Raw genomic sequence first — 25,947 nt, 5'->3', positions numbered from 1 at the left:
TGACCTGCTGATCAGTGATTCGTGTTCCCGGCACAGTGAACTCCTCCGTTCTGCTGTACCGAACCTTATCAGATCAACCGGCCAAGATAATTGTCGCTAGACCGGCCACCGTAATTGTCGCTTAATAGATGACTCAATAAGAGTAATCGCAAAGTGCCTTTGATGAATCATGAGGGTTTTAAGGTTATAATTATCCCGTTTAATACCATACAAAATAAGGTAGGTACGATTGAAGTTAGGCAATATTGGTCAAATGACATTTGCATTGGGTTTAGCCGTTATTGCATTGTTGGCTATAAGAGTGTTTGTCATTCCCAAATCGACGCCTTCTTCACCGCATTCTGCTTTAGGGCAGTTACACAATATTGATTTAGGCAAAATGCCGGATTTTACCAATATTGAAGACATAGACACAAAAAAACAAAGCTTTTTTGACTACTTACGACCCGCTATAGAAGCACAAAACCAAATTATTATTCACGAACGCCAATTCTTACTCGCAATGATTGAACAAATTGATAACGGCATTGGTTTAAACCAAACAGATACTGAACGTTTACAATCGATTATTAACAAATATCAGTATGATATAAAATCATTAACTCGCACCACGTTAACGCCGTTACTCAAACGAATTGATACTATTCCGGTTAACATGGTATTGGTGCAAGCCGCAAATGAGAGTGGCTGGGGAAGTTCGCGCTTTGCGGTTGAAGGAAATAATTTTTTCGGCCAATGGTGCTTTTCTCAAGGCTGTGGCTTAGTACCGTTAGCACGAGACAATGGCAAAAACCATGAAGTGGCGGTATTTGATTCGCCCAAAGATTCAATTATTGCCTATATGATTAATTTAAACACCAATCAAGCCTATCGACTATTTCGCTCGATACGTGCTGATTTACGAGCACAAAAAATAAAACCGACTGCAGAGAAGTTAGTATTCGGGTTGATTAATTATTCTGAACGAAAGGATGAATACATTGATGAGCTGCTTGAAATGCTAAAACATAACAAATCTTTTTTAACAGGAAACCAAGCCAATGTTTAACCGCCCGCTACGTCATGGATTATTTATATTATCGGCCGCATTTGTTGCCAGTAGCAGCGTCGCTGAAACCGTTTCACTAGAGTACGTTGGCTTTTATGATCGCCTAAAGCAAGTGAACAAACAAAACTACCCACTTGTTGAGTTAGCGTTTAGTGTTCCTGTGACAACAGACTGCACTATTACCTCTGGCAGTATTACCACAGAAAATCAAACATATCCTTTAACGTATACAGATCAACAACGTTTATATATTCCATATGATGCACAATTAAAATCGGATAGGGGCTTAGTTAATATTGTTGTTGCAGGCAATGCGGATCAATGTGCTATTGCAATGCAAGTACGGGCTCGCTCAACTCAACAACAATATACCCAAGCAGAGTTACTTGCACTCAATATCGATATGGATCGTTTACTTGATGGCCTACAAGGTTTTCCGATGAAGTATTTCCGTAAACCCATTGACGGTATTACGTTTGAATTTTTAACTGCCGACACCACTATCATTATCGATGATGTGCAACAACCCTCGAGCGGCAAGTTAACACTTAGCCTTGAGCAAATAAATCAGTTAACACACATTACATTTAGTGAAAAACCGAATGTGGTCAGTCCCCTCGTTAATCACTAATCACTAATCACTAATCACTAATCACTAATCAATTTTAGTATAATGAATCGCAATCTCTCGTCCTTAAATGTAAAAGTGTAATCAATTTCAATAAAAAAAGCGTTGATATTAATCAACGCTTTTTTTATTAAATAAGTAATGTATCTTCGTAAATCATTACGGCTTGAACGTCGCGACAATATCAATTCGATTACTGATATCTAAATTAATATGGCCATTGTTACTGATGTCGACAAAATCAAAAGCCGGTAAATCGGCATCTGCAACATCACCTTTCTTTTCTGCATCGGGATTGCGCTTGAGCGATACAAAATCAAATTGCTGACGGTCAACACCTTGAGACGGCGCAGTATTTTGCATCGCAGTAAAGATGGTTTCAATACGACCCGGTGATTGTTTATCCCAAAGTTTTAGCATGTTTTTAATTTCGCCACGCTTTAGGTTTTCTTGTGAGCCACACAAGTTACACGGAATAATCGGGAATTCTTTAAGATCAGAATAAGCTTCGATGTCTTTTTCACGGCAATATGCCAATGGACGGATCACCATGTTAGCGCCGTCATCAGACAATAACTTAGGTGGCATCGCTTTTTGTTTACCGCCATAAAACATATTCAAAAACATCGTTTCGATAATGTCATCACGGTGATGGCCTAAAGCAATCTTGGTTGCGCCAATATGTTGGGCAAATCCATATAAGGTGCCACGACGTAAACGAGAGCACAACGCACAAGTGGTTTTACCTTCAGGTACTTTCTCTTTAACGATAGAGTAAGTGTCTTTTTCAAGAATGTGGTATGGCACGCCAATGTTGTCTAGGTATGCTGGAAGGATATGCTCAGGAAAACCTGGTTGTTTTTGGTCTAGGTTTACCGCAACAATTTCAAACTTGATTGGGGCACGCTGCTGAAGATTTAATAAAATATCTAGCATGGTGTAGCTGTCTTTACCGCCAGACAAACAACACATCACACGATCACCTTCTTCGATCATATTGTAATCTGCAATCGCAGAACCGACTTCGCGGCGCAAACGTTTTTGCAGTTTATTCATACGAGTAATATTTTTTTTTGCGATTGTATCGACTTCAACTTCAGACATAAAAATGCGCCCAGTAACCAAGTGTTTCAGGGCGCGTATTATTCCAGTAATCGAGGGCAGGGTAAAGGTTTTCGCTTACTCTTAATCGACTAATCTTCTAAAGGTGATTTATATCCGTCAGGTTTAATCGCTAATAAGTCACAATTAATGCTATCAATAACATGTTCAGCGGTATTACCAATTAATGCAGCTGAAAACCCTGTGCGACCGACAGTCCCTAACACCACTAATTCAGCATCTAATTTAGCGGCAAGTTCAGGAATAACATCTTCTGGCAATCCTTCCTCAACATGACAATTCTCAAGCGGAATGTTATAAGCTTGCGCAAGATATTGCACACGTTGTTCGTGTTGCATTCTCACCGTATTGTTATAAATGTTGGCATCAAAGTCTGGTAATTCAATGGCTAAATTAACGGGTGTACCTGGGTAGCCGTTCACAAGGTGAACACTGGCAGAGAACTTTTTCGCTAAATCGAGGGCGTGATTAATGATTTTACCATTAAGAGTTTGATGATCATCATCTTCCGACACAACATTAACAGCACAAACAATTTTACCTTGCACTGGCCAATCGTGTTCTTTAACCATCAACACAGGAACAGGTGACTTACGCATTAAATGCCAATCGGTTGGAGTAAAAATCACCGCTTTGAGCTTATCGTGTTGATGAGTACTTTTTACAATAAGGTCATAAGCCCCTTTCATCGCATAATTAATCACACTTTCAAAAGGGCGGTTATGCCAAACCACTTCAGTATTAATGGTCAATTTTTTACTGCTATACCCACTAATTGCATTTTCTAACCATGCAACGCGTTGGTCAATAACGCCTTGGCGCATTGCTTCACGTTCTTGGCTAGACAAAATAGAGGTCATTTCGTATGAGAAATCAAAGATAGATAAAAATGCAGTGATGACAGCATTACTTTTACTCGCAAGCTCTACTGCTCGAGCTAATGCTGGTTGATGATCAGTTGTAGGGTTAATCACCACTAAAATCTTTTTATAATCCTTCATAAAACCTCCAAAGCTGTTGAATTTTGTTTTTATATTAACTGCTTATAGTATTACCGTTTACTAATAAATAAACTTTGAGGTAGATCATACTAATTAGCTTTAAGTTGCGATGCGTGAGTTGCCAGCTAATTTGGCCAGTTCATCATGGTCTACAATACTGATGTATTTACCATTGACTTCAATTAACCCAGCCTTTTGGAATCGACCTAATAAACGACTAATGGTTTCAACCGTGAGCCCTAAATAATTGCCGATATCACCGCGAGTCATGGTTAATCTAAATTCTTTTGATGAAAACCCACGGTTACCAAAACGCTTAGATAAATTATTAATAAACGCGGCTAAGCGTTCTTCGGCATTTTTCTTCGACAGTAATAAAATCATTTCTTGGTCAGTCATAATTTCACTGCTCATTAAACGCATTATTTGTTGTCTGAGTTTTGGCATGGTGCCGGCGAGGGTATCGAGGGTATCGTAAGGGATTTCACACACCATTGAGGTTTCTAATGCTTGCGCAAAACTTTGATGTTGCAGCGCATGTATACCATCAAAACCAATCACATCACCCGCAAGATGAAAACCGGTAATTTGTTCATCGCCTTGTTCGGTTATGGTGTAACTTTTAATGGTACCTGAGCGAATAGCATAAAGAGATTTGAGTCCGTCGCCAGACTTAAAAATAAGGTCGCCTTTTTGAATAGGCTTTTTACGTTCAATAATGCTATCGAGTTTGTCTAATTCATCATTATTAAGAGTAAAAGGGATGCATAAGGCTTCCATACTGCAGTCATGGCAATGAATTGCGCATCCGCTAGTTGACGGTCGACGAGCTTTGATTAGTTCTGAAGTCATACCCATTCTCAGTTTGTATAAACTTTACTATATTAAACCAAATTAATGTTACTAACTAGTTTAGCTGATTAAAAGCAATGTAGAGTGTTTGTAAACCAAACAACACCAATAACAAACCGCTCAGTAATCTCACTGCACGCTTTTGTACCCATTGCGCTAAGGTTTTTGCTGCCATTCCTGCTGCAAATAAAGCCGGTAATGTCCCTAGACCAAACGCTAACATAATCAATGCACCTTGCAGCGCACTGCCCGAAGCAACTGACCAAGTGAGTGTGCTATAAACTAATCCACACGGTAGCCAACCCCAAACCATTCCAGCAAGTAATGCCTGATGTGGATGTTTAATGGGTAATAGTTTCCGGGTTAATGGCTGTAAATAGCGCCATAAAACCTTGCCTACTTTCTCAATATGAACAATACCAAACCAAATCTGCGCGATGTATAAACCCGTGAATATCATCATAACGCCGGCAAAAATTCGTAAGCACAACAAATAGATATCGGCATCAAATAATTGTCCTAATGCCGATGCGCTACCACCTACTAAAGCCCCTGCGAGGGTATAACTGCTGATGCGTCCCAAGTTATAGCTTAATAAAAAGCTTAACTGGTTAGCTAATCTGCTTTGGCCGTTGTTGGGTATATTGGCAGAAAATGCGCCAATTAAACCACCGCACATACCAAAACAGTGAGCTGCGCCCATTAAGCCAACAATAAACGCGCCACCTACATTATATTCAATCACGCTGTTTACTCTGGTTTATTGGCTAAATCATCAGCTTGTTGTGGTTTTTTGGCTTCATCGTCAAATAATATAGACACACTTTGCCTGTCTAAATCATCAAACTGTTCTGACTTCACCGCCCAAAAGAAAATGGCTACGGCAATCATTACAAACAACATTGCAATGGGGATTAGTACGTAGATGATACTCATAGTTTTATCCTAAGAAGCCTTAAACTGTTACTCACCACAATCAGTGAACTAACAGACATACCAATTGCCGCAACATAAGGCGCGACATGTCCAGTCACAGCCAATGGTAAAATAATAACGTTATAAGCAAATGCCCATAATAAATTTTGATGGATGATACGCTGGGCTTGTTTAGCTACATTAATCGCATCGTTAAACCGTGACAAGTGATCTCCTAGTAAAATGAGATCCGCACTGTTTTTCGCAATCGCACTGCCACTCCCCATGGCCACCGACAAATTTGCACCCGCTAAAACAGGGGCATCATTTATTCCATCACCAAACATGGCTACTTTTTTAGTTTGTTGTAATTGATTAATGAATTGCAGCTTACCTTGAGGTGATAACCCCGCGTGTACATCTGTGATCCCCAACTTTTGCGCTAAATATTCAACATGCCCGGAGCTGTCGCCACTGGCAATACTTAACTCAATTTTAGATTGAGCGAGTTGGTTAACCGTTTGCTGACTGTCTATTCGCAGTTGATCAAGCATTTCAATCTGCGCAACCAGTTGATTGTCTATCGACAAATAAATCAGTTGCGAATGTTGAGTGTGGTTATTGGAATTCGATACATTTTGATGTTGATGAGGCAATACAAACGCATGTTTACCGATCTTTATTGATTGATTGTCTAGAGTCGCTGTAATGCCCAATCCAACATGGTGTTCAAGCTCAGTAAAATTATAGCGATTATCAAAATAAGGTTTAAAAGCATGTGCAATGGGATGTAACGAACCTTGTTCAATGGCAGCAGCAATAGCCAAAACTTGAGCCTGTGAATAATTTTTTTCGACTGTAACTTCACCAATCGACAGTTGGCCACAGGTTAATGTGCCGGTTTTATCAAACACCACATGATTTATTTGAGTCAATTTTTCAAACACACCAGGTTTGCGAGTGATGATGCCTAATTGAGTAAAAATAGCGGTAGCGCAGGTAACAGCGGTAGGAGTTGCCAAGGCGAGGGCGCAAGGACAAGTAGCCACAAGTACTGATAAGGTGACCCAGAATGCATCGTCTGGTGAAATAAACGACCACACAATATAAGTTATGAGCGCGATTGACAAAATGGTTGCGGAAAAATACCGGGCTAATCGGTCTGCCACCAATGCAATAGCGGGTTTGTTATTTGATGCCATCTCTTGAAGACGAATAATTTCGGCCACTAATTGATCTTGACCTAATGCATTGACTCTTACTTGAATGGGTTGCTCAACATTAATGGTGCCCGCATAAACATTATCGTTTAACTGTTTAGTGATGGGCATTTGTTCACCCGTGAGCATGGCTTCATTGACACTAGATTTACCCGACACAACAACAGCATCGGCAGCAATAACTTCACCAGGTTTAACTAAAATAATATCGTTAATGCGTAACTGCTTTGCCGCTATTTCGGTGGTTTGGCCATCTTTAATTAAATGAGCGGTTAACGGTACTAATTTATGTAAATTACTCGAGCTGACCGAAGCCCTTTGTCTGGCTGTTTGCTCAAAATAGCGCCCGAGTAATAAAAAGAAGGTAAACATTGAAACTGATTCAAAATAAACTTCACCATTACCTTGTATTGTCGCAACACAACTGGCGATAAACGCGCCACCAATAGCAATAGAGACAGAAACGTCCATGTTAAGTTTGCCACTTAACAGACTGCGCAGGGCACTAAAATAAAAGGGTTGAGCAGAATACAACACGACTGGTGCGGCAAAAATTAAACTGACCCAGCGAAAGTAATCTCTAAATTCGACTTCTAAATCAGTAAAGTAACCCGTGTACAAGGCGAGGGCAAACATCATGACTTGCATGGTAGCAAAGCCCGCCAAACCAAGTCGTAATAAGAATTTTCGGCTGTCAGCTTTGGATTGTTTTTCTTGCTCGTCAACTTGATAAGGCGCAGCTTGATAACCAATTTGGCTAATAAGTTGTAAGATTTCACTTAATTTTATGGTGCTATTATCCCAACTCACCATAGCCCGTTGTGTGGTTGAATTAACCAGGACATTGGTTACCCCGTTAATTGGCTTGAGTTTGTGTTCAATTAACCAGGCACAAGCAGCGCAGGTTATGCCATCAATTGATAATGAGGTAGAGTCGATTTCACCTTGCTTATGAACAAAGTCTTGCTGAACTTCAGGCAGATCGTACGCGCTGTATTGGGTTAACTGCTCTGGTACTAATGCGGTTTGGCGGTTACCTGGCTCACTTCGGAACTGATAATAGCTCGTTAATCCTGCATCAATAATAGCTTGAGACACAGCCTGACAGCCAGGGCAACACATAGGTTGTGCTTGCCCGTTGATTATGGTTGTAAATTGCTCGCCAGTGAGAACGGGTTCATTACAATGGAAACAAGAGGTCATAAATTAATTAAGCCAATATTCAACGTCATCTTTAATTTCGATACGTTGTTGAATTCGCCATTTTGCATCAAAACCTTCAATACGTACTTCCCAGGGGCCTTTGATTGCAGCATCTAAAGGAATGCGATAAACATAGTTAGCATCAGCAGTCGCATTTAAACTGAAATCGTTCGCTTCAATCGTTGGGTGATAAAAACGGACATTTAACGCTGCACGATATTCAGGACCACCTTGTTGAGTGATTTGTAACTCTTGGTCAGTGACTTTAACTAAAAACTTCATGCCTATTTGCTGCGCATATTTTATCTTGCGCAAGTCCATGTTAATGGCTTTGCCTTCTTTGTAATATTCTTCAGCAACCAAAGAGTCAGAATTATCTAACGCAATTTTTAATGTGGTTAAGCTGGCAATAACGGCACACATTGGTAAAACGATTAAAAACCAAGGCCAAAATTGTTTATACCAAGGGGGTTGATTCGACATGATACATCCTAAATATAGTGTAAAAATTTACCGCAGTATTTTAACGCGTAACAGCTTAATAATCACTTAAAAAAAAGGCCTCGATTATCTCGAGGCCTTATATTTAGCTATTGATAACTATTTGTTTGATAAGCTATAAACATAAGCAGCAATAACGTGAACTTTCTCTTCACCGAGAATGTCTTTCCATGCAGGCATAACACCGGCACGACCGTTAATGATTGACTCAGAAATAACGCCACGGCTTCCGCCATATAACCAAACATTGTCCGTTAGGTTAGGGGCACCCATGAACTTGTTGCCTTTTGCGTCCATACCATGACACGCAAAACAACCTTTCATGAACGATCCTTGGCCTTGAGCAGCTAATGCTTCGTCGTGTTCACCACCAGACAGTTTAATGACGTATTCAGCAAGACCTTTAATCTCGCTGTCTTCGATAGGTAAACCACCTTTAGGCGGCATCATACCGTTACGACCATTCATTAACGTGGTTTTAATAGTGGCTAAATCGCCACCGTATAACCAATCTGAATCAGTAAGGTTAGGGAAGCCTTTACCGCCACGCGCATCCGAACCATGACATTGAGCGCAGTTTTGTAAAAACAAACGGCCACCCACTTTCAATGCTTCTTCATTGTTAACTAACTCTTCTAACGGAGTTGCTAAGTACGCAGCAAAAATAGGACCATATTTTTCATCAGCATGGGCCACTTCGCGGTCATACTGTGATAAACGGTTTTCTGCTTTTGCGGCTTCAAGTGCTGCTGCTGAATCGGCTTTAATACCATTTTCAGTACCAATACTTTGGTTAGAACTTGTCCAACCAAACAGACCTTTGTAGTTACCTAGGCCTGGGTATAGAGCTAAATAGATCACACCGAACACGATAGTCAGATAGAACATATAAGCCCACCACTTTGGTAGCGGGTTATTGAGTTCTTCAATGCCATCAAACTTGTGGCCCATTGATTTGCCTTCTTCTACACCAGTGTAATTATTATTCACTAGCTTAAGCAGAATAAAACAACCAACAATGACCACAATCGTCAGTACAGAAATCCAAATGCTCCAGAAGTTACTCATAATCATTACTTCTGCTCTCCTGAGTCTTTAGACATTTTAGCCAGTTCGTCGTCTGAAAATACTAAGTTAGCCGCTTCGTCAAATTTCGACTTGCTGTGCTTACTGTATGCCCAGTAAAAGATCCCGACAAACGTCACCATGACAATAATGGTTAAAATGCCTTGAAAAGTACCGTAATCCATTATTGCCTCCTACTTGAGTGCGTGACCCAAAGATTGCAAATACGCGATTAGTGCTTGTAGTTCAGTTTTGCCTTCAACCGCTTTTTGAGCGCCAGCAATCTCTTCATCAGTGTAAAGATCATTACCTTTATAACCGCCTTTGTGCAGGTTACGTAAGATAGTCATCTTGTCACCAGTGAGTTCACCGTCTAGCGTATTTTCAGCTAACCAAGGGAAACCAGGCATGTTCGACTGTGGCACCACATCACGTGGGTTCATTAAATGCACTTCATGCCATTTATCGCTGTAACGACCACCAACACGAGCAAGATCAGGACCTGTACGCTTAGAACCCCATTGGAAAGGGTGGTCCCAAACAGATTCGCCAGCGACAGAGTAATGCCCATAACGTTCAGTTTCAGCACGTAAAGGACGGATCATCTGGCTGTGACAGTTATAACAACCTTCACGGACATAAACGTCACGACCTTCAATCTGTAACGCAGTGTAAGGGATCAAACCTTCAACCGCTTCAGTCGTGTCTTTTTGAAAAATTAGCGGCGTAATTTGCACCAAACCACCAAAACTAATGGCGATAACAGTGAAAATGGCTAGCAGGCCGACGTTCTTTTCAATTAATTCATGATTAAATTTCATCGAATCTGCTCCTTAAGCTTCTGCAATAGCAGGTAGTGAATCTTTAGGCGCTTTAACGGTACGAATAACGTTATAAGCCATAATCAACATACCAGTTAAGAAGAAACAACCACCGATAAAGCGGACGAAGTAGAATGGATAAGATGCTTCTAAACTCTCAACAAAACTGTACGTTAACGTACCGTCAGAGTTTACTGCACGCCACATAAGGCCTTGCATAACACCAGAAATCCACATACTTACGATATACAACACCGTACCGATAGTCGCTAACCAGAAATGCACATTAACAAGCGAAGTGCTATACATGCGGCCTTGATTAAACAACACAGGAACTAAGTGATATAACGAACCAATTGACACCATTGCAACCCAGCCTAGCGCGCCAGAGTGAACGTGACCAATAGTCCAGTCAGTGTAATGAGATAATGCGTTTACTGTTTTGATTGCCATCATTGGGCCTTCGAAGGTAGACATACCATAGAAAGACAATGAAACAACTAAGAAACGTAATACTGGGTCTGTACGTAGCTTATGCCAAGCACCAGACAGGGTCATAATACCGTTAATCATACCGCCCCAAGAAGGTGCGAATAGAATTAATGACATCACCATACCTAAAGACTGAGTCCAGTCAGGAAGGGCAGTGTAATGTAAATGGTGAGGACCGGCCCAAATGTATAACGCAATCAATGCCCAAAAGTGAACAATAGACAAACGGTAAGAATACACAGGGCGACCAGCTTGCTTAGGTACGAAGTAATACATCATCCCCAAGAAACCGGCAGTAAGTAAGAAGCCTACCGCATTATGACCATACCACCACTGAACCATTGCATCGACCGCACCAGAATATATAGGGTATGACTTAGTCAAACTAACGGGTACAACCATTGAGTTAACAATGTGTAATACAGCAACAGTGATAATAAAGGCACCAAAGAACCAGTTAGCCACATAAATATGTGACGTAGTTCGTTTAGCGATTGTGCCAAAGAAGACAATTGCATAGCTCACCCAAATAATCGCAATCGCGATATCAATAGGCCACTCTAATTCTGCATACTCTTTACTTTGGGTAATACCCAAAGGTAGTGTAATTGCAGCTGCAATAATAACGGCTTGCCAACCCCAAAATGTAAATGCGGCTAATTTAGGCGCAAATAGACGGACTTGACAAGTACGTTGCACAACATAGTAGGATGTAGCGAAAAGGGCTGATGTTCCGAACGCGAAAATCACCGCATTGGTATGTAAAGGTCGTAAACGACTAAACGTTAACCAAGGTGTGTCGAAGTTCAGTTGTGGCCAGATTAACTGAGCCGCAATAAATACACCTACTGCCATACCAAAGATTCCCCACAAAACTGTGGTTAATGCGAATTGGCGAACAATAGTGTAATTGTAATCAGCGCCTGTAGACTGGGAATGGTTCATCATAATGCTTCCACGGCTTATTACTTATACTTTAATATTTAGCAAAGCGAGCTTTACCTGTTAAGTTGACAAATGGTTACAAAACTAGCCAGTGTTGACTATTTTTACAGCTATTTGTCAATGTGTTACCTCGAGTTTATTGTCTCTATCACGAGGCGGTGTAATGATACTTGAGCTGAGTCAAAAAAGATACTTCACAACATGCATCAAAGTTGATCTAGATCAAGGTCTATAAGAGAATGTTATCAATTAATGAGTAAAGGTTAATCCTCGTGTATAAAATAATCAAAATCTCGACACTAGTCATTTCTTCAATGTTTTTAGTGGCATGTGACAATAAAAAAAATACAGACCAAACATCTTTTGCAGAAGATCTTACATTATGTCAATTTTCCACAGGAGAATGTAGCAAGAACGTTGCAGATATCAGCGTCGGCTTAATGATCGATCCGGTGCATACTCCGAGCGAAAAACCAATAAATATTACGCTAAAATCAACACAAGCGATCACTAATATTTCAATGAGAATAGAAGGGAGAGATATGTTTATGGGTGTTATACCTGTTTCATTATCTTCTGTAACAGACAATGAAGCACACGGCACACTTATTTTTGGCTCATGCAGCAGTAATTATATGGTTTGGCGGGCATTCGTTATGTTTGATTATCAAAATCAACAGCGAACCCTCATTTATGATTTTCTAGCCGATAATCCAAATTAATAGTATCAGCAAGAATGTAGGTAATAGTGCATGTAATAGTGCATATGATAGTGCATATGATAGTGCATATGATAGTGCATATGATAGTGCATCTATAGAGTGTAAGTAACAGTGCAAGCACAAACTGGATAAAACAGGTAACGTAAATGTTCAGTGCTTACCCTTATAACACCAGGGCAGGTAAGCTTAAAAAATTGCCGATAATATATGAAGCAACGATAAAGAGTGAGGGCTGCATTTGATACTAGACGGTGAGTGAAGCAATCATCAGCTGTCAGCTATCTCATAAAAAATCCTCACAATCTCGTTGATATCAACCAGGTTGGTTTGCAGCCCATGTTTTCTGCAATTGAAACCCTAATAGGTATCTCTTTATAAATAATGGCTGACAAAGCAGGGCGTATTGCTCGATAAAGTTCACAAAACGATAATGACACGCAACAATCTAATTGATAATCATTCTCAACAATGTATTATAAAATATATGATGTGACGATGAGGAAGGCGATATGGCCAAAATCAATGTAGCGATAGAAAGCAGTAAAGTAGCACAACTGATTAAAGCAGGGCATTTATGCGCAGCCGATTTACAATGTTTAGACCGTGACAGTAAGCAAACTCTATGGCAATTATGCCTGTGGAGTTGTCAAAAAACACAGTGCCAACAAAATTGCCCATTATCCGAGAAGCCCAGGTCAACAGAACAAACCATATACGACAAAGACATTAACCTTCAAACCTCCATTATTAGCTAAGTGCATCAGCGAGTCACATCAATTGATGCCGATAAATAACGTTATCGGCATCAAGCATAATTGGCTATAATATACATATAATCAATAACCTAAAATTAAAAGCTATCGTAATGACAACAGAGCCGCTACCGCCAGTATTACCACTTTTTGACGCTGCAGATCATGTATTGCAAGGTAATGCATTCGTTAACCATTACATAACCCGCATTTCAATCGATAAAGTGGCAGATGCAGGCCTCATTATTGAACATTGTGCCGACTGGTTATTTGAACAAAAACAGTCAGAAAACAACTATAAAGCGTACCGTAGCGAGATGACAACTTATTTGCATTGGTGTTTTGATGTCGTTTCATTGTCACCAATCGCAGTCACACGCAAAGACATCGCCAAATACATTGATTATTGTCAATCACCACCAAACAACTTAATTGGCTACTTTAATGTGGCACAATTTAAACTAGATAAAGCCAGCGGCGAACGAATTCCCAATGTGCAATGGCGGCCATTTATAGGCAAAAAACAACTTGGTAAATGCCTGCCATATCAATTAAGTGACAATGCTTTAAAGACAAAAGTAGCAATATTATCATCATTTTATGGCTACTTAATTAGTGAAGAATATACCGAGCGCAACCCAGCACAGCTATGGCTCAAGCACAGCCGTTTTGCCATTAAACGTAAATTCACCCTGGACGAAGACAACAATCACCATGCTTTTACTGAATTACAATGGTCCTATGTTGTCAGCACCGCTGAGCAATTAGCCCACAAGCAGCCAGAGCAACATCAACGTAGTTTATTTTTAATCACACTATTATATAGCTGCTATTTACGTATATCTGAAATCAGTGCACGTGCAGGTTATGCACCCATAATGAGTCAATTCAGGCAAGACCCACATTCAAGCATTTGGTATTTTCACGTGCCATTCTCTAAAAGCGGCAAAGCACGCAACATCGCCATTTCCAAAGTATTACTTAAAAGCCTTGTTCAATACCGGCAATATTTAGGCTTAACAGATTTACCCAACATTAACGATCAACATCCTATCTTTATCAGACACAAAGCCGCTGCCCACGGACGAGAATCTGGAAGCGTCAATGCCAATCTAGGGATAAGACACATACGAGATGAAATCGATAAGTTAATCAATCTAGCAGCCGACAACGCAGCAAAAGATGGATTCGATCACGACAGCCAATTAATGCGTAAGCTTACTGCACACAACATTCGCCACACAGGTATTACGCACGACATCAATATTAATCAGCGTCCATTGTCACATGTACAAGCAGATGCCGGCCACGAAAGTATCGATACCACATCACAGTATTTACACACAACACAGACTGAACGCCATCAAAGTGCAGCAAACAAACCCTTAAATCATCTTGCTGAAATTAAATAATTGCCACGTATGAGTAGTAAAAAGTTAAAGCAGACAATCTCAGCACGATTTTAAACATCGTGCTGATGCGATAAATTACGCTATACGTACAGGAACCATAAAATAACTAACAATCTCGATATTTAACATAACAGCAAATATACGCATATATGACCTGCACATAACTATGCGCACAATGTATATTATGTTAAATAGGATATTTGTGTTTATGAGTTGATAACCTGTTTGTGGCTTGTCAAACCAAATGACTTTTGTGTCAACTTTTGACTGGGACTTTAAGCCATTATTAATCAATAACTTAAACTCGATTCAACTTTGAATTATTACCTTTTAGGTTCAAATCTATACATCAGAGCGCTTTTTATGCCAGTTTTCACCACCTGACTTTAATAAAACACGTGGTATGTTTTTTTGATGTGTTTGTGCATGTTTTACGACGGTATCTTTGTTAGACAATCGAGTTTGCCTGGTGATGTGATGTTGAAATTGTTGAAACGCATCTTTGCAATCACCAAAGCCAGAGTTTGTGAATTAGACAACTAAGTTTTTAACTCCACCTGATGATCATAACCTTGCTTATAGATTTTCTTCACTCTCTCAAACCATGCATAGACTAACTCTTGGGTTTCATTAGTTGCGATTGCATTGCGTATTCCCTTGATTTGGTCCAATTCAAGTATGCCAATGCGTTTATTGACTTTCACTCCAATGGTTACTCTTTGTGGGAGATCCATTTTAAACGCGAAATAATGTCCTGATACAATTCGATTGTGATAAACAGCAATACAATGCTTTTGAGTCATACCTTCATTAATAAGCGCATCATAATTATCTATTGCGGGAAAGTTAGGCTCACTCGCGATCAATTGTGGATATGGTGCATCAGCATCAACTGGCCTGTGTTCCAATCTTTCAATATCATTACGTTGATCAATCCATTGTTGATGCAATCTTTCAAGCTCATCAAATGACGAAAGCTGGCCAATTCTATTAGCAGGCTCATTTATTCCGAGCGCTAAACCAAGTGCTATGGTGTCAGCCAAACAAGCACGTAACGGCCCTCTTTTGATACTTTTATCATTTGCTATAGCATGGCCCAATTTTGTGCAGGTTAGAAATGGGTATCGGTTATCCAGGCTTATGGTCAAATAGTTTATTACCTGATGATGTTTAAAAACTTTGTAACGACACATTCTCTTGTCTAACAGTTTTTTCAAAAACTTTAACTCTATATCTCTATCAAACTTGAGTGTTAGCTTGTCGATAAATTTGAGTGTGGCTTTCGAATTGTCGTATCCGAGTTCACTCAGAATGTCGCGTTGTCCTAGCTGACTCAATGCTAATGCCTTTTCATTATCAATTGAGTACTGCTCACAAATAAGCACTAATAATAATGGGCGCATTAATAGCAATTGCGCGGCTTGTTCACTATTAGCGGCAAGCCACAAAAGCTGATACTGATGCTCAGGAAAAGCATTCGTGATTGAAATATACTGCTCGGGAATTTGCGCCAACCATTCATCACCTAATGCAAACTGAGTGATGAAGTTAAGTCCTAACCCTAGCCCACCTTCTAATAACTCTTTGCGCTCAGTGTTATTAAATACTCTATAAGCACATAGTTTTTGATGCCAACTATGCAGCTCTATATCATAGTCAAAACCCAGGTGAGTCGTTTGTATGGTTAGTTGTAAATCCATGTATCTGCCTGTTTTATGTTAAGATTTGACTTTTAAACACAGTGTTAAATAAACCATGCTAAGGAACTATTGAATTACTACAGGTAGAGGGTGTAACAGATTCTGTGTAAGCTGCATTTTAATCTCAAATTCAGTGACTAACTCTTCGAAATATTGAATATTTCGACGTTTATCCCTAACAGCCATTAACTTACTCTCCATTCCAGTGCACTAAGTCTTTTGGGTAATAAGGATGATTAAGATAAATGGTGTCATCAATATTGTACAGTTTTGTTACCAATGCAGACTCCCAGCACCAATAACCTATATAAGCATCTGTACTCATCAAGTGATAATCAGGACTTCCCTCTAACTTATACCAAACGTCTAGATAATCTTTTAATAATTCAGGTTGCTGCTCAGGTTCACTTTCAATAACATTATAAAGTTTACTAAAACGCTTTTGAAAAAGTAATTCTTTAGATACTGTACGCTCAACATCACCCATTTCAACTGCAATTTTATCCAATAATGAGTCAAGACCTTGATTAGCAATTAAAGCTAACATATGTAGGTAATACTCCTTACCCATATCCAAACAATAAGCAAAACTTAGCCATTTCAGGAATTCTTCTAAGTAATCTTCTCGAATTTCTTCCCAACCTATACGCTCAGCCTGTTCATTGTCAGGTAATGCATCAGCATAATTTTTTTGCCATTGGCGATACTCTAACGCTTTGAGTAGATCTGGCTTTAGTGTTGAGAGTTCATCACCACGTGAATATTTTTGATGTAATAAATACATAGAGTCACTGACTAGCCTAAACGAGCCTTTCATTTTTACTTCTATTGAATCAGTATCATCATATTTAATTTCTTCAACATCCTCTGCAATACATTCTTTTTTAAACGCTACACGTTCATCATAATATGCTTTATTTTTTAAGGTATCTCGTAACATGATTTGTTCTCTTATAACTCAAGTGCTTTAACTATTATGCTTGCATTTATATTTAATGCTTTTACTGACAGGCTTCCATTTTTTTATTGCGAATTAGTAGTTTTTTATTCTTTCAAATATCTCGTATCGTCACTTCTCTACTTATTTGAGCTACCTTGCCAATGTACTAAATCTTTTGGATAGTATTCATGATCGATAAAACTGCTATCGTCAATGTCATAAAGCTTAACGACTAAGGCAGCCTCCCAACACCAGTAGCCTATATAGGCATCGGTGTCCATTAAATGGTAATCAGGGCTTCCTTCTAGCTTATACCAAGCATCTAAATATGCCTTTACTAAGGTAGGGCGTGCTTCTGGCTCGCTTTCAATAACTTTATAAAGCTTGCTAAACCGCTTTTTAAAAAGTAATTCTTTGGATACTTCACGTTCAAAATCTCCCATCTCAACGGCAATTTTATCCAATAATGAGTCAAGACCTTGATTAGCAATTAAAGCTAACATATGTAGGTAATACTCCTTACCCATATCCAAACAGTAAGCAAAACTTAGCCATTTCAGGAATTCTTCTAAGTAATCTTCTCGAATTTCTTCCCAACCTGTACGCTCAGCTTGTTCGTTATCAGGTAATGCATCAGCATAATTTTTTTGCCATTGACGATACTCTAACGCTTTGAGTAGATCTGGCTTTAGAGATGAAAGTTCATCACCGCGTGAATATTTTTGATGTAATAAATACATAGAGTCACTGACTAGTCGAAAAGAATTTCTCATCTTTACGTCATTGGTAAATTTTCCATCCGATTCAATTTTACTTACCTTTTTTTCAATAGATTTTAACCTGAATTCAATTCTATCGTTATAGTAATCTTTTGTTCTTAAATGCTCTCTTATCATCTTCAACCCCAGGGCGAGATCGCGAACGTTTTATGAACAAATTGAGTGTATTTATCAAACTACATTTGTTCGGAATTTTATCACCTCAAGAATGATTGGAAGTGATTCTATACTGAAAACATTCATTGTGAGCAAAAAATGCACACTCATGCGGTTGCCCTGTCTTCAACCCCTTGCAATAATATGTATTTTTATTGATGACATCGTATTACCCTTGTCATTGTCATTGTCGTTTTTAATAAAAGGTGAAATCTGGAAAAAGGCCAATTAGAGTGAATGGCCATATTATTAATAAATTAAATTATAACTATTTTAAATTGCTCTTTCTGAGATGATTATGTCCTTCAGCTCTTCAGCTTTTAAATAGAAGCAATGATTTTCTTTTATTTTACGAACCCATCTAAAATCAATAACCCTTTCACCATAATAGGCCCCTGCTAGTTGACCATATACTGCTCCAGTTGTATCTGCATCCTCACCTAAATTAACCGCTAACAGTGCACCTTTTTCAAATGAATCACTATGGAAAAATGCCCATAATACAGCTTCCAAGGTATGCATTACATATCCACTCGCTCGAATATCTTTTGCTTTTTTGTTCTTGTATTCTTCTTCTTTTATTAACTTGAGTACCGAATCACAAAGTGGATTTTGTTCCCAATACTCATCAATAGGTGTATATAACCCATCAAGTAATTCATCTTTTGATATCCCATGTAACGCGCCCCAAATGAGGCCGCTAAAATATCTACATGCATCAACAGCTTCAATTGCACCATGAGTTGTCATTGAACTTAACGCTGCGTACTTAATCGTATTGTCAAAACTATTAAAGTAACGAATAGGAATGGGGGCAATCCGCATGAGGGAGCCATTCCCCGCAGACATTGGAGTTGTATCACCAGATAAAGGGTCGCCTGTTTGCTGGTAACGTTTTAAAGCAGATACAACTGTATTACCAATATCAAAGCATTTTCCTGTTGCACTAAATACCCCGTCTTGCCACCATCTACAATATAAGTCCATTTGATCTTTTAAATCACACTGCTTAGTTCTAATAAGACTATGTGCCAAGCAATACATCATACTTGTGTCATCAGTCCATTCACCTGCTTTTAGATTAAATGGACCACCACCAACAATATCGGTTAAGGGCGGAAAAGAACCAGGTGCTTTAAATTCAACGGTAGTGCCTAACGCATCACCAATCGCACAACCGATTAAAGCGCCTCTAAAACGATTAATATCATCTTCACTATCAACATTAATACGTTGATAGTATCCTTTACACTCTTGGTCTGTAGGAGTCGGTTTTGCAATCCGGAAAACAAAGTACGATGACATCCATTGAGTTTTATGCGGCTCTCTAGAACCACTCAACTTATTTGTCATAAAAGGAAACCGAAGATCGTTGGGGATTTTCTTCTCTCTTTCCCTCATTTCAAGTATCAAAGAGTGTATTTTATACATAATAATTCTCAAATTTCTTCTAAAATAATTTCATTTATGCCGTTAATATTTTTCTCACGAGCTAGTACTCAGAATTTCGTACCGGATTTCAATAAGACCTCTTCTTCAGGTTTCACTGCCACATTAGTGGCTATATTTAGGGGGTATTACCCTTTGACCGAACACATCTTGCAGACTGCGCCAAAAATAAATGGATTAGATTACTCATAAATGTCTCTCTATTATTAGGTGTTTAGTGTTCAGAAATTTAATCGTTAATTAAATATAAAGGTAAATAAAGTGAATCAGTTGTACACTGCCAGCCATGCATATCTTTACCCAATTTAGCCATACTAAGTGCATTCAATGACATCACTGCTCTACCATCTTCTTTATAGTCACCGTATTTACACTCATCAGCGTGCCACGCAATAACTTTGTCTATGCTTGATTGCCATAACTCACTATCTCCTATACTAAGGCCTTTAATGGCTTCAATTAGTGGGACAATATACTGCTGAACATCTTTATCTTTGGTTGATTTCGCCTCAGTGAGCGCATTTTCGATTTCGTTTGTCGACAGTGCTTTGCCTGTACCTATTTTGATGAGTAAATGATCATATAAAAAAATAGCTTTCTTCGTCACGCTGCTGGTTGTAAAGTCATCTGCATGCTCACGTAATTGGCTTATTATTGATTTATCACCAAACAACAAGGCAACATTTAATTCCTCTTGGATTGTCCACTCATTGTTGTGTCCTTTTAGTTCCGAGTCAAAGCCTGTTAAATAAGCAAATGGCGCTGCTTTTTTTAAATAACACTTAGCTTCCTCATAATTTTCTAAAACGTAGTATGCATATGCAAGCTCTTGATACTCGCTTGAAAGTATTTGTGCTGCTTCTTCTTTATCTTCTTGAGAAGCTAACGGATCGTTAATATCAGCAAGCCTGACCTCAATTACCAGAGGTGCATCTTCAAAAAGTTCTTCAAATTCGAAATCATAATTATTTAGTTTTAGCATTTTGTTTCCTATGGAAGAGGTTGAAGCTTACAACGATAAAACATGCCGCCCATTTTAATGACATTGATCTGCAATATGGATTAGGAGTTTGGGAAAAACTATTTATTTCTAGTCCAACATTATCTAATTATCGGCTTACGCCTTCAAGGTCAAACTTTTTGAATAATGCTGCTATCCCATATTGCTTTTCAAACTCGATTTCTTTTTGGTATAACGGGAAAAGTCTGTAGATGTATACAAGGGTATCGTTACAGTTAATTTGCTCTTCACTATCGAAAATACTCCATCTTAACCCGTTAAAAGTATTTACCTTCAATCAAAAAACGCGGAAGTGAATCACTTTCAACCGTTACTTCATTACCCATGTCATGCCACATGCACGCCATGCCGAGTAGTTGTAGGGGTATAAATGAATCGACAGGGATACCACCAGGGTCTGACTCATTAATATGGTAGACATTTAGACGGTCCTTTATAATCATTGAGGTTTACGGCGCTGTCACGTCAAAGTCATTTTTCACTAAAAAATCAGGAATGTAATCAGTTTCAACAGTTAGCTGGTAACCTTTAATATCATAAGCATGGCTAGCAGCAGCAATCAATGGGAGTGATATCCACCCTTGCTGCTCCCTTTTATCTTTTTTCCAATATTTTTTATGAGCCTCTAACGCCTCTACCATAGCTTCATTAAATTCATCTTGTGCGTTGGCTGTGTAAATACAGCGGTATACTGGCATCAAAGGCAACAAAATATGTTGTACATAACTGCGACGACCAGACGCTATTGCATTAGGGTCAGCCGCAATTAATGCCGCCTCAAGTAAGTCCCCCATATTGGCTTCAGGCTCAAATAAACCCTTCATTAAATTAATAAGCGCAGTATCAAATGCATCAGCTTTAATGTTTGCCTTATCAAACACACTTTTAGGTACTTGAATAAGTTGCTCTATCGCTTTTTTGTCACGCAGTGTTACCGCTGCATAAAATACTTTTTCCCACACATCTGTATGTAAATAAGCACCCGCAGGGCCACCTGTTAACGCAAAAGTATCATTATTAATAGTTACATCAAAGGTTTCACCTTGCCGGCAAGCAAATGCATAATTGGCACAACCAAACTCTTTAATATGTTGTAAATAGCGCACAATTTTTTGATGGGGCACATCAGCTAACACCGCATCACCAAAGGCATCAATGGCATCTTGAATAGAGCCACCTAAAACACCTTGAGAGTTTTTAGTTTTAATAGTGTTGATGCCTCTAAGCAGTAACTCTTCGTATCTATTAATTTTATCAATTATACGCTCTATTTTTTTTGCTTCAAAATGTCTTGATATCATGTATTGTATTCCGTCTCTGCTTCAGTGTAGGTATTGCTAAAATCACTGGTTTTTGTTTTGGCTAACGAGCCATCTTTATGTAATTTTTGGCTAACTTTTTTCGATGAAATAAGCTCATCTTTTTTAGCATCTTCAAGCTTATCAACTGTCTCCGCTAAATCATCAACTTGCTTGGTGAACGCTTTATCATTGCCATAGCGGTCGTCGTCCAAAGCATCTTGTGTTTTCTTACGCATATTTTTAATGATACTATCGCGATATTCTGGTGTGCCTTGCTGCACTTGCCTTCCATCTAATCCTTTACGACTGCCCAGTGTTGAGCCACCACCTTTTGCTTCAACGGTAATAATTTGTCCCGTCTTTTCGTTATAATAGATTAGGTCAAATTGCCCTTGCTTACCCTCACCAGGTAACTGACTAGCAATCTCTTTAAACCCCTTCAATAAACCTAGCCATATATGGCAATGTTATTATCAGTTTGGAAATTCTCTTTGAAGTGGTCAATATGTATGGTGTGCTCCCGAAAAAAGGGAGTATAAGATCATAGCGAGATGTTAACGTCAAATATGCATTAAATTGTTCAAAAAACACACACGATCTCGCCCTGATATTTAACCCTAGTTTAGAGCGACATATAATTCAAATTTGAGCGACTGCCCTTGTTAATTTTACCAACAAAATCAAGTTAGCTGACTCCTTGATATTTTGCATTATTTATTTTTCCAATAACGCGGTGCAGTTTCAGGTAAACCTTCCCAGGTCTCAATTTGATTAATTATATCGATATCAAGGTCGTCATATTCTTGGCTGTCAATATCAAGCGATTTATACCACACAAAATCTTCGTCGTATTTAAAGTCAATTGAAAAATCACCTTCTGAGGTGATTTCAAAACGCGCCTTATTCCAAGGTACATCATTTTCACTTTCATTTTTTTGCATGATTTTATAAAGAGCATAGAAAGCCTCATCTACATCTGAAAAACTTACAACACCATTTTTTTCATCTAAATCAAATGTATTAGATGTATTATTAAGTATATAGCTTGCTCCTATTGAAATTGCTTTATCAATCTTATCCATATTGACTTCTAACAATGCAATATCCCAGTATTCAGGAAGTCTTTCATACATTTCTTGACCAATATAATTATATATATCATCAATCTCTTTAAACATCTTAACCTCAACTTTTAAATTTCTTAGGCTTTTGCTGAATGCCATTAACTTTTGATTTAGCAATTAGCCTTTTAGGTGTTGTACTATCTATCACCATCATATTCTACCAATATCTCTACTTAAACTTCATTACCTTTATCTAATTCTTTAGCCCAATTTTTCCATTTGTCGCCATTCACCATAGCGATTTTGATCTTTTAGTTGAGACACTAATTTTAACTTTTCAGCTGGCCCTTGAAATAATGTGCCGACTAAATAATCGCCCTGCATGCCACCCAGGGAGAGAGCGCGAACGTTTTATGAACAAATTGAGTGTATTTATCAAACTACATTTGTTCGGAATGTTATCACCTCAAGAATGATTGGAAGTGATTCTATACTGAAAACATTCATTATGAGCAAAAAATGCACACTCATGCGGTTGCCCTGGCCTAGAGCCTAAACGGCCATCAACAATTAATGATTTTGTAGGAGGAATGAATTTGAGTAATTTATTTAAAGCCGTTTGTACAGCTTTTACATCGTTTAGATTGTTTGTGCCGCCCAATCCAACTGATTGGATTATTCTTATTGTTGACATATCAAAGTCCTTTTAATGGCTTATTATGCTAAATTTCCATATTTTTATTCGTCAGATTTGACCTCGGTGCCAAATGGAACCATCAATGCTTTCTCCACCATATGTTCTACTTTCTCGTCATTTAGCCCGGACAATGTATCAAATAGAGTCTTGCTAAACAGCGACGGTTTTTTAGCCTCATCTTTACTAAAATCCGCAAAAGGTGAATTATCATAATTATCTGACACCTTAAAGCCATTTAATTTACTCACTTGGAATTCAAGGCTTTCTAAATCACCTAGCTTTTTAACATAAGCAGTTATCTCTTCATCTTCTTCTGGAAAATGGTATAAGAAAACACCTTTTTCTGGGAGGTGATACTTTTTAACGCATTCATCGCAGTACCAAGTTAAATCATAACTATCATCGAGAAAATCGATTGCATATGGGATTGGCTTTATCTTGCTATTACTTTTAATGCTTTTCGCTAAATGACTACATACCTTTTGTGCTGTAATAAATTTATTTATCTCTTCTTTTGTAGGCATTATTACTCCGTGTTCATCTATATAATAAATGAATGCAACTCTGAGAAATGAAATCGTATGTTTTACTCTTCGATCAATACTACGATTGATTTATTTTGCTCTGCGGCATCCCTAAACGTAACAAAGTAGCGATCGCGCACTATTTCATAAGCTTGCGGGTCAAGCTCACCAGCCTTAGCCTCAATCTCATCAATTAACTTTAGATTTTCACGACTGTCTATATCTGCTTCGTAATTTTCCTGCATTAAAGGAAATAGATCTTGGACCATTTGACTTGAAAAAAAGCCAAATGCTCCACTTATATCAGCTTCAGGGCCTATTAACTGATGAGGATAATAATTAAATGTGCATACAGGCAATAAACCTTGGCCACCAACAATAGCATCGAGCAATTCAAGCGCTGGAATAAAGCCGCGCATATTGAGCTCTATAGACTGCCACCTCATAGCTTCCTCTTGAGTCGTATCGAGTAATTCTTGATACTTTTGCTCATCACTAGCATCCAGTGTTGTGGGATAAACATCTTCATCAACAATAAATAAATGGATTAGATTACTCATAAATGTCTCTCTATTATTAGGTGTTTAGTGTTCAAAAATTTAATCGTTAATTAAATATAAAGGTAAATAAAGTGAATCAGTTTTACACTGCCAGCCATGCATATCTTTACCCAATTTAGCCATGCTAAGTGCATTTAATGACATCACTGCTCTACCATCTTCTTTATAGTCACCGTATTTACACTCATCAGCGTGCCACGCAATAACTTTGTCTATGCTTGATTGCCATAACTCATTATCTCCTATACTAAGGCCTTTAATGGCTTCAATTAGTGGGACAATATACTGCTGAACATCTTTATCTTTGGTTGATTTCGCCTCAGTGAGCGCATTTTCGATTTCGTTTGTCGACAGTGCTTTGCCAGTGCCTATTTTGATGAGTAAATGATCATATAAAAAAATAGCTTTCTTCGTCACGCTGCTGGTTGTAAAGTCATCTGCATGCTCACGTAATTGGCTTATTATTGATTCATCACCAAATAGCAAAGCGACATTAAGCTTATTTTGGATTGTCCACTCATTGTTGTGTCCTTTTAGTTCCGAGTCAAAGCCTGTTAAGTAAGCAAATGGCGCAGCTTTTTTTAAGTAAAGCTTTGCCTCGGTGTAATTTTCTAAAACATAATGCGCATAGGCTAAATCTTGATATTTATAAGAAAGGATCCTTGCTGCATCCTGCCTTTCTTCATGGGGAGCGTGATAGTTGTTCATATCAGCTAATCTAATTTCAATAGTTATAGGTGCTTTTTTAAATAGCTTTTCAAATTCAAAATCATAATTATTAAGTTTTAGCATTTTGTTTCCTATGGAAGAGGGTGAAGCTTACAACGATAAAACATGCCGCCCATTTTAATGACATTGATCTGCAATATGGATTAGGAGCTTGGTAAAAACTATTTATTTCTAGTCCAACATTATCTAATTATCGGCTTACGCGTTTTTAGGATTGCTAGGCTTACGCCTTCAAGGTCAAACTTTTTGAATAATGCTGCTATCCCATATTGCTTTTCAAACTCGATTTCTTTTTGGTATAACGGGAAAAGTCTGTAAATGTATACAA

Annotated in this window: 30 protein-coding genes; 5 read left to right on the top strand and 25 right to left on the bottom strand. The window is 38.5% G+C overall.

Translation table 11 applies throughout. The features are described from left to right. Positions 1-229 precede the first annotated feature (229 nt). Together ACROAE_RS07385 and ACROAE_RS07380 are read left to right on the top strand one after the other, a co-directional pair. Positions 230-1,048 carry a glucosaminidase domain-containing protein gene (locus ACROAE_RS07385; RefSeq protein WP_432400346.1) on the top strand — a complete coding sequence of 273 codons (819 nt, stop codon included), beginning with the start codon at positions 230-232 and terminating at the stop codon, positions 1,046-1,048. Further along, a complete protein-coding gene (locus tag ACROAE_RS07380; protein ID WP_432400345.1) occupies positions 1,041-1,679 on the top strand; it encodes a DUF2987 domain-containing protein in 639 nt (212 codons plus the stop codon). The genes ACROAE_RS07385 and ACROAE_RS07380 overlap by 8 nt, the downstream gene beginning before the upstream one ends. 156 nt (positions 1,680-1,835) lie before the next feature. On the opposite strand, the gene ttcA is transcribed toward ACROAE_RS07380, so the two are convergent. From ttcA to ccoN, 11 genes are all read right to left on the bottom strand, one after another. After that, complete coding sequence (gene ttcA / locus ACROAE_RS07375; RefSeq protein WP_432400344.1) at positions 1,836-2,780, bottom strand: tRNA 2-thiocytidine(32) synthetase TtcA; 945 nt, start codon at positions 2,778-2,780, stop codon at positions 1,836-1,838. A gap of 89 nt (positions 2,781-2,869) precedes the next feature. Continuing rightward, complete coding sequence (uspE, locus tag ACROAE_RS07370; RefSeq protein WP_432400343.1) at positions 2,870-3,799, bottom strand: universal stress protein UspE; 930 nt, start codon at positions 3,797-3,799, stop codon at positions 2,870-2,872. Between the two features lie 99 nt (positions 3,800-3,898). After that, a complete protein-coding gene (gene etrA, locus ACROAE_RS07365; RefSeq protein ID WP_432400342.1) occupies positions 3,899-4,651 on the bottom strand; it encodes an electron transport transcriptional regulator EtrA in 753 nt (250 codons plus the stop codon). Between the two features lie 55 nt (positions 4,652-4,706). Further along, positions 4,707-5,396, bottom strand: coding sequence for a sulfite exporter TauE/SafE family protein (locus ACROAE_RS07360; RefSeq protein WP_432400341.1), 690 nt, complete (start codon positions 5,394-5,396; stop codon positions 4,707-4,709). A 5-nt stretch (positions 5,397-5,401) separates the two neighbouring features. Next, complete coding sequence (gene ccoS / locus ACROAE_RS07355; protein ID WP_432400340.1) at positions 5,402-5,587, bottom strand: cbb3-type cytochrome oxidase assembly protein CcoS; 186 nt, start codon at positions 5,585-5,587, stop codon at positions 5,402-5,404. Further along, positions 5,584-7,989 carry a heavy metal translocating P-type ATPase gene (locus ACROAE_RS07350; protein WP_432400339.1) on the bottom strand — a complete coding sequence of 802 codons (2,406 nt, stop codon included), beginning with the start codon at positions 7,987-7,989 and terminating at the stop codon, positions 5,584-5,586. Before ACROAE_RS07350 ends, ccoS begins: the two co-directional genes overlap by 4 nt. A 3-nt stretch (positions 7,990-7,992) precedes the next feature. After that, a complete protein-coding gene (locus ACROAE_RS07345; RefSeq protein ID WP_432400338.1) occupies positions 7,993-8,472 on the bottom strand; it encodes a FixH family protein in 480 nt (159 codons plus the stop codon). Positions 8,473-8,589: 117 nt separating this feature from the next. Further along, positions 8,590-9,558, bottom strand: coding sequence for a cytochrome-c oxidase, cbb3-type subunit III (gene ccoP / locus ACROAE_RS07340; RefSeq protein ID WP_432400358.1), 969 nt, complete (start codon positions 9,556-9,558; stop codon positions 8,590-8,592). A 5-nt stretch (positions 9,559-9,563) separates the two neighbouring features. Next, positions 9,564-9,740 (bottom strand): cbb3-type cytochrome oxidase subunit 3, encoded by a 177-nt coding sequence (locus tag ACROAE_RS07335; protein ID WP_188921498.1) that lies wholly within the window; start codon positions 9,738-9,740, stop codon positions 9,564-9,566. Between the two features lie 9 nt (positions 9,741-9,749). After that, positions 9,750-10,376: a cytochrome-c oxidase, cbb3-type subunit II gene (gene ccoO / locus ACROAE_RS07330; protein ID WP_432400337.1), complete on the bottom strand. Its 627-nt coding sequence runs from the start codon at positions 10,374-10,376 to the stop codon at positions 9,750-9,752. Positions 10,377-10,388: 12 nt separating this feature from the next. Then, a complete protein-coding gene (ccoN, locus tag ACROAE_RS07325; RefSeq protein WP_432400336.1) occupies positions 10,389-11,816 on the bottom strand; it encodes a cytochrome-c oxidase, cbb3-type subunit I in 1,428 nt (475 codons plus the stop codon). A 269-nt stretch (positions 11,817-12,085) separates the two neighbouring features. Here ccoN and ACROAE_RS07320 point away from each other — a divergent pair, with 269 nt between their 5' ends. From ACROAE_RS07320 to ACROAE_RS07310, 3 genes are all read left to right on the top strand, one after another. Beyond that, positions 12,086-12,535 (top strand): hypothetical protein, encoded by a 450-nt coding sequence (locus tag ACROAE_RS07320; protein WP_432400335.1) that lies wholly within the window; start codon positions 12,086-12,088, stop codon positions 12,533-12,535. A gap of 509 nt (positions 12,536-13,044) precedes the next feature. Further along, positions 13,045-13,290, top strand: a complete 246-nt coding sequence (locus ACROAE_RS07315) for a hypothetical protein (RefSeq protein WP_432400334.1) — start codon at positions 13,045-13,047, stop codon at positions 13,288-13,290. Between the two features lie 110 nt (positions 13,291-13,400). Further along, entirely contained in the window at positions 13,401-14,699 is a 1,299-nt protein-coding gene (locus ACROAE_RS07310) for a tyrosine-type recombinase/integrase (protein ID WP_432400333.1), read from the top strand. A 539-nt stretch (positions 14,700-15,238) separates the two neighbouring features. Here the strand turns inward: ACROAE_RS07310 and ACROAE_RS07305 are convergent. The 14 genes from ACROAE_RS07305 to ACROAE_RS07240 all read right to left on the bottom strand — a co-directional run bounded on the left by ACROAE_RS07305 (position 15,239) and on the right by ACROAE_RS07240 (position 25,682). After that, positions 15,239-16,399 (bottom strand): PcfJ domain-containing protein, encoded by a 1,161-nt coding sequence (locus ACROAE_RS07305; protein ID WP_432400332.1) that lies wholly within the window; start codon positions 16,397-16,399, stop codon positions 15,239-15,241. 190 nt (positions 16,400-16,589) lie between these two features. Further along, on the bottom strand, positions 16,590-17,339 hold the full coding sequence (locus tag ACROAE_RS07300) for a PoNe immunity protein domain-containing protein (RefSeq protein WP_432400331.1): 750 nt from the start codon (positions 17,337-17,339) through the stop codon (positions 16,590-16,592). A 137-nt stretch (positions 17,340-17,476) separates the two neighbouring features. Further along, the gene (locus tag ACROAE_RS07295; protein ID WP_432400330.1) at positions 17,477-18,235 is read right to left on the bottom strand and encodes a PoNe immunity protein domain-containing protein; all 759 of its coding nucleotides are present in this window, start codon (positions 18,233-18,235) and stop codon (positions 17,477-17,479) included. Between the two features lie 312 nt (positions 18,236-18,547). After that, positions 18,548-19,705 (bottom strand): ADP-ribosylglycohydrolase family protein, encoded by a 1,158-nt coding sequence (locus ACROAE_RS07290; RefSeq protein ID WP_432400329.1) that lies wholly within the window; start codon positions 19,703-19,705, stop codon positions 18,548-18,550. 247 nt (positions 19,706-19,952) lie between these two features. After that, positions 19,953-20,705 carry a hypothetical protein gene (locus ACROAE_RS07285; RefSeq protein WP_432400328.1) on the bottom strand — a complete coding sequence of 251 codons (753 nt, stop codon included), beginning with the start codon at positions 20,703-20,705 and terminating at the stop codon, positions 19,953-19,955. A gap of 296 nt (positions 20,706-21,001) precedes the next feature. Then, positions 21,002-21,187 carry an Imm49 family immunity protein gene (locus tag ACROAE_RS07280; RefSeq protein ID WP_432400327.1) on the bottom strand — a complete coding sequence of 62 codons (186 nt, stop codon included), beginning with the start codon at positions 21,185-21,187 and terminating at the stop codon, positions 21,002-21,004. A gap of 6 nt (positions 21,188-21,193) precedes the next feature. Then, positions 21,194-22,045 (bottom strand): immunity 49 family protein, encoded by an 852-nt coding sequence (locus ACROAE_RS07275; protein ID WP_432400326.1) that lies wholly within the window; start codon positions 22,043-22,045, stop codon positions 21,194-21,196. Beyond that, positions 22,042-22,488: a hypothetical protein gene (locus tag ACROAE_RS07270; RefSeq protein ID WP_432400325.1), complete on the bottom strand. Its 447-nt coding sequence runs from the start codon at positions 22,486-22,488 to the stop codon at positions 22,042-22,044. Before ACROAE_RS07270 ends, ACROAE_RS07275 begins: the two co-directional genes overlap by 4 nt. A 267-nt stretch (positions 22,489-22,755) precedes the next feature. Beyond that, positions 22,756-23,223 carry a hypothetical protein gene (locus tag ACROAE_RS07265; protein ID WP_432400324.1) on the bottom strand — a complete coding sequence of 156 codons (468 nt, stop codon included), beginning with the start codon at positions 23,221-23,223 and terminating at the stop codon, positions 22,756-22,758. A 147-nt stretch (positions 23,224-23,370) separates the two neighbouring features. Further along, positions 23,371-23,493 (bottom strand): DNA/RNA non-specific endonuclease, encoded by a 123-nt coding sequence (locus ACROAE_RS07260; protein WP_432400323.1) that lies wholly within the window; start codon positions 23,491-23,493, stop codon positions 23,371-23,373. 82 nt (positions 23,494-23,575) lie between these two features. Continuing rightward, complete coding sequence (locus ACROAE_RS07255; RefSeq protein ID WP_432400322.1) at positions 23,576-23,803, bottom strand: hypothetical protein; 228 nt, start codon at positions 23,801-23,803, stop codon at positions 23,576-23,578. Between the two features lie 44 nt (positions 23,804-23,847). Beyond that, on the bottom strand, positions 23,848-24,330 hold the full coding sequence (locus ACROAE_RS07250) for a hypothetical protein (RefSeq protein ID WP_432400321.1): 483 nt from the start codon (positions 24,328-24,330) through the stop codon (positions 23,848-23,850). A 62-nt stretch (positions 24,331-24,392) separates the two neighbouring features. After that, positions 24,393-24,890 carry a hypothetical protein gene (locus ACROAE_RS07245; RefSeq protein WP_432400320.1) on the bottom strand — a complete coding sequence of 166 codons (498 nt, stop codon included), beginning with the start codon at positions 24,888-24,890 and terminating at the stop codon, positions 24,393-24,395. Positions 24,891-24,929: 39 nt separating this feature from the next. Next, on the bottom strand, positions 24,930-25,682 hold the full coding sequence (locus ACROAE_RS07240; RefSeq protein WP_432400319.1) for a hypothetical protein: 753 nt from the start codon (positions 25,680-25,682) through the stop codon (positions 24,930-24,932). Between the last annotated feature and the right edge of the window lie 265 nt (positions 25,683-25,947).

It is taken from the genome of Shewanella sp. MF05960 (genome assembly GCF_050849305.1).
Taxonomy (GTDB): domain Bacteria; phylum Pseudomonadota; class Gammaproteobacteria; order Enterobacterales; family Shewanellaceae; genus Shewanella.
The sequence above is the reverse complement of the archived record's forward strand: the minus strand, read 5'-3'. Positions and strand labels throughout refer to the sequence as shown.

Coding starts and splice junctions, on each gene's coding strand:
- ACROAE_RS07380 (WP_432400345.1), top strand. CDS start 1,041: ATGTTTAACCGCCCGCTACGTCATGGATTATTTATATTATCGGCCGCA.
- ACROAE_RS07300 (WP_432400331.1), bottom strand. CDS start 17,339: ATGTTACGAGATACCTTAAAAAATAAAGCATATTATGATGAACGTGTA.
- ccoO (WP_432400337.1), bottom strand. CDS start 10,376: ATGAAATTTAATCATGAATTAATTGAAAAGAACGTCGGCCTGCTAGCC.
- ACROAE_RS07315 (WP_432400334.1), top strand. CDS start 13,045: ATGGCCAAAATCAATGTAGCGATAGAAAGCAGTAAAGTAGCACAACTG.
- ACROAE_RS07290 (WP_432400329.1), bottom strand. CDS start 19,705: ATGTATAAAATACACTCTTTGATACTTGAAATGAGGGAAAGAGAGAAG.
- ACROAE_RS07250 (WP_432400321.1), bottom strand. CDS start 24,330: ATGCCTACAAAAGAAGAGATAAATAAATTTATTACAGCACAAAAGGTA.
- ACROAE_RS07350 (WP_432400339.1), bottom strand. CDS start 7,989: ATGACCTCTTGTTTCCATTGTAATGAACCCGTTCTCACTGGCGAGCAA.
- ACROAE_RS07255 (WP_432400322.1), bottom strand. CDS start 23,803: ATGTCAACAATAAGAATAATCCAATCAGTTGGATTGGGCGGCACAAAC.
- ccoS (WP_432400340.1), bottom strand. CDS start 5,587: ATGAGTATCATCTACGTACTAATCCCCATTGCAATGTTGTTTGTAATG.
- ACROAE_RS07240 (WP_432400319.1), bottom strand. CDS start 25,682: ATGCTAAAACTTAATAATTATGATTTTGAATTTGAAAAGCTATTTAAA.
- ttcA (WP_432400344.1), bottom strand. CDS start 2,780: ATGTCTGAAGTTGAAGTCGATACAATCGCAAAAAAAAATATTACTCGT.
- ACROAE_RS07295 (WP_432400330.1), bottom strand. CDS start 18,235: ATGATAAGAGAGCATTTAAGAACAAAAGATTACTATAACGATAGAATT.
- ACROAE_RS07265 (WP_432400324.1), bottom strand. CDS start 23,223: ATGTTTAAAGAGATTGATGATATATATAATTATATTGGTCAAGAAATG.
- ACROAE_RS07335 (WP_188921498.1), bottom strand. CDS start 9,740: ATGGATTACGGTACTTTTCAAGGCATTTTAACCATTATTGTCATGGTG.
- ccoN (WP_432400336.1), bottom strand. CDS start 11,816: ATGATGAACCATTCCCAGTCTACAGGCGCTGATTACAATTACACTATT.
- ccoP (WP_432400358.1), bottom strand. CDS start 9,558: ATGAGTAACTTCTGGAGCATTTGGATTTCTGTACTGACGATTGTGGTC.
- uspE (WP_432400343.1), bottom strand. CDS start 3,799: ATGAAGGATTATAAAAAGATTTTAGTGGTGATTAACCCTACAACTGAT.
- ACROAE_RS07275 (WP_432400326.1), bottom strand. CDS start 22,045: ATGATATCAAGACATTTTGAAGCAAAAAAAATAGAGCGTATAATTGAT.
- ACROAE_RS07310 (WP_432400333.1), top strand. CDS start 13,401: ATGACAACAGAGCCGCTACCGCCAGTATTACCACTTTTTGACGCTGCA.
- ACROAE_RS07260 (WP_432400323.1), bottom strand. CDS start 23,493: ATGCAGGGCGATTATTTAGTCGGCACATTATTTCAAGGGCCAGCTGAA.
- ACROAE_RS07305 (WP_432400332.1), bottom strand. CDS start 16,399: ATGGATTTACAACTAACCATACAAACGACTCACCTGGGTTTTGACTAT.
- etrA (WP_432400342.1), bottom strand. CDS start 4,651: ATGACTTCAGAACTAATCAAAGCTCGTCGACCGTCAACTAGCGGATGC.
- ACROAE_RS07280 (WP_432400327.1), bottom strand. CDS start 21,187: ATGATTATAAAGGACCGTCTAAATGTCTACCATATTAATGAGTCAGAC.
- ACROAE_RS07285 (WP_432400328.1), bottom strand. CDS start 20,705: ATGCTAAAACTAAATAATTATGATTTCGAATTTGAAGAACTTTTTGAA.
- ACROAE_RS07245 (WP_432400320.1), bottom strand. CDS start 24,890: ATGAGTAATCTAATCCATTTATTTATTGTTGATGAAGATGTTTATCCC.
- ACROAE_RS07345 (WP_432400338.1), bottom strand. CDS start 8,472: ATGTCGAATCAACCCCCTTGGTATAAACAATTTTGGCCTTGGTTTTTA.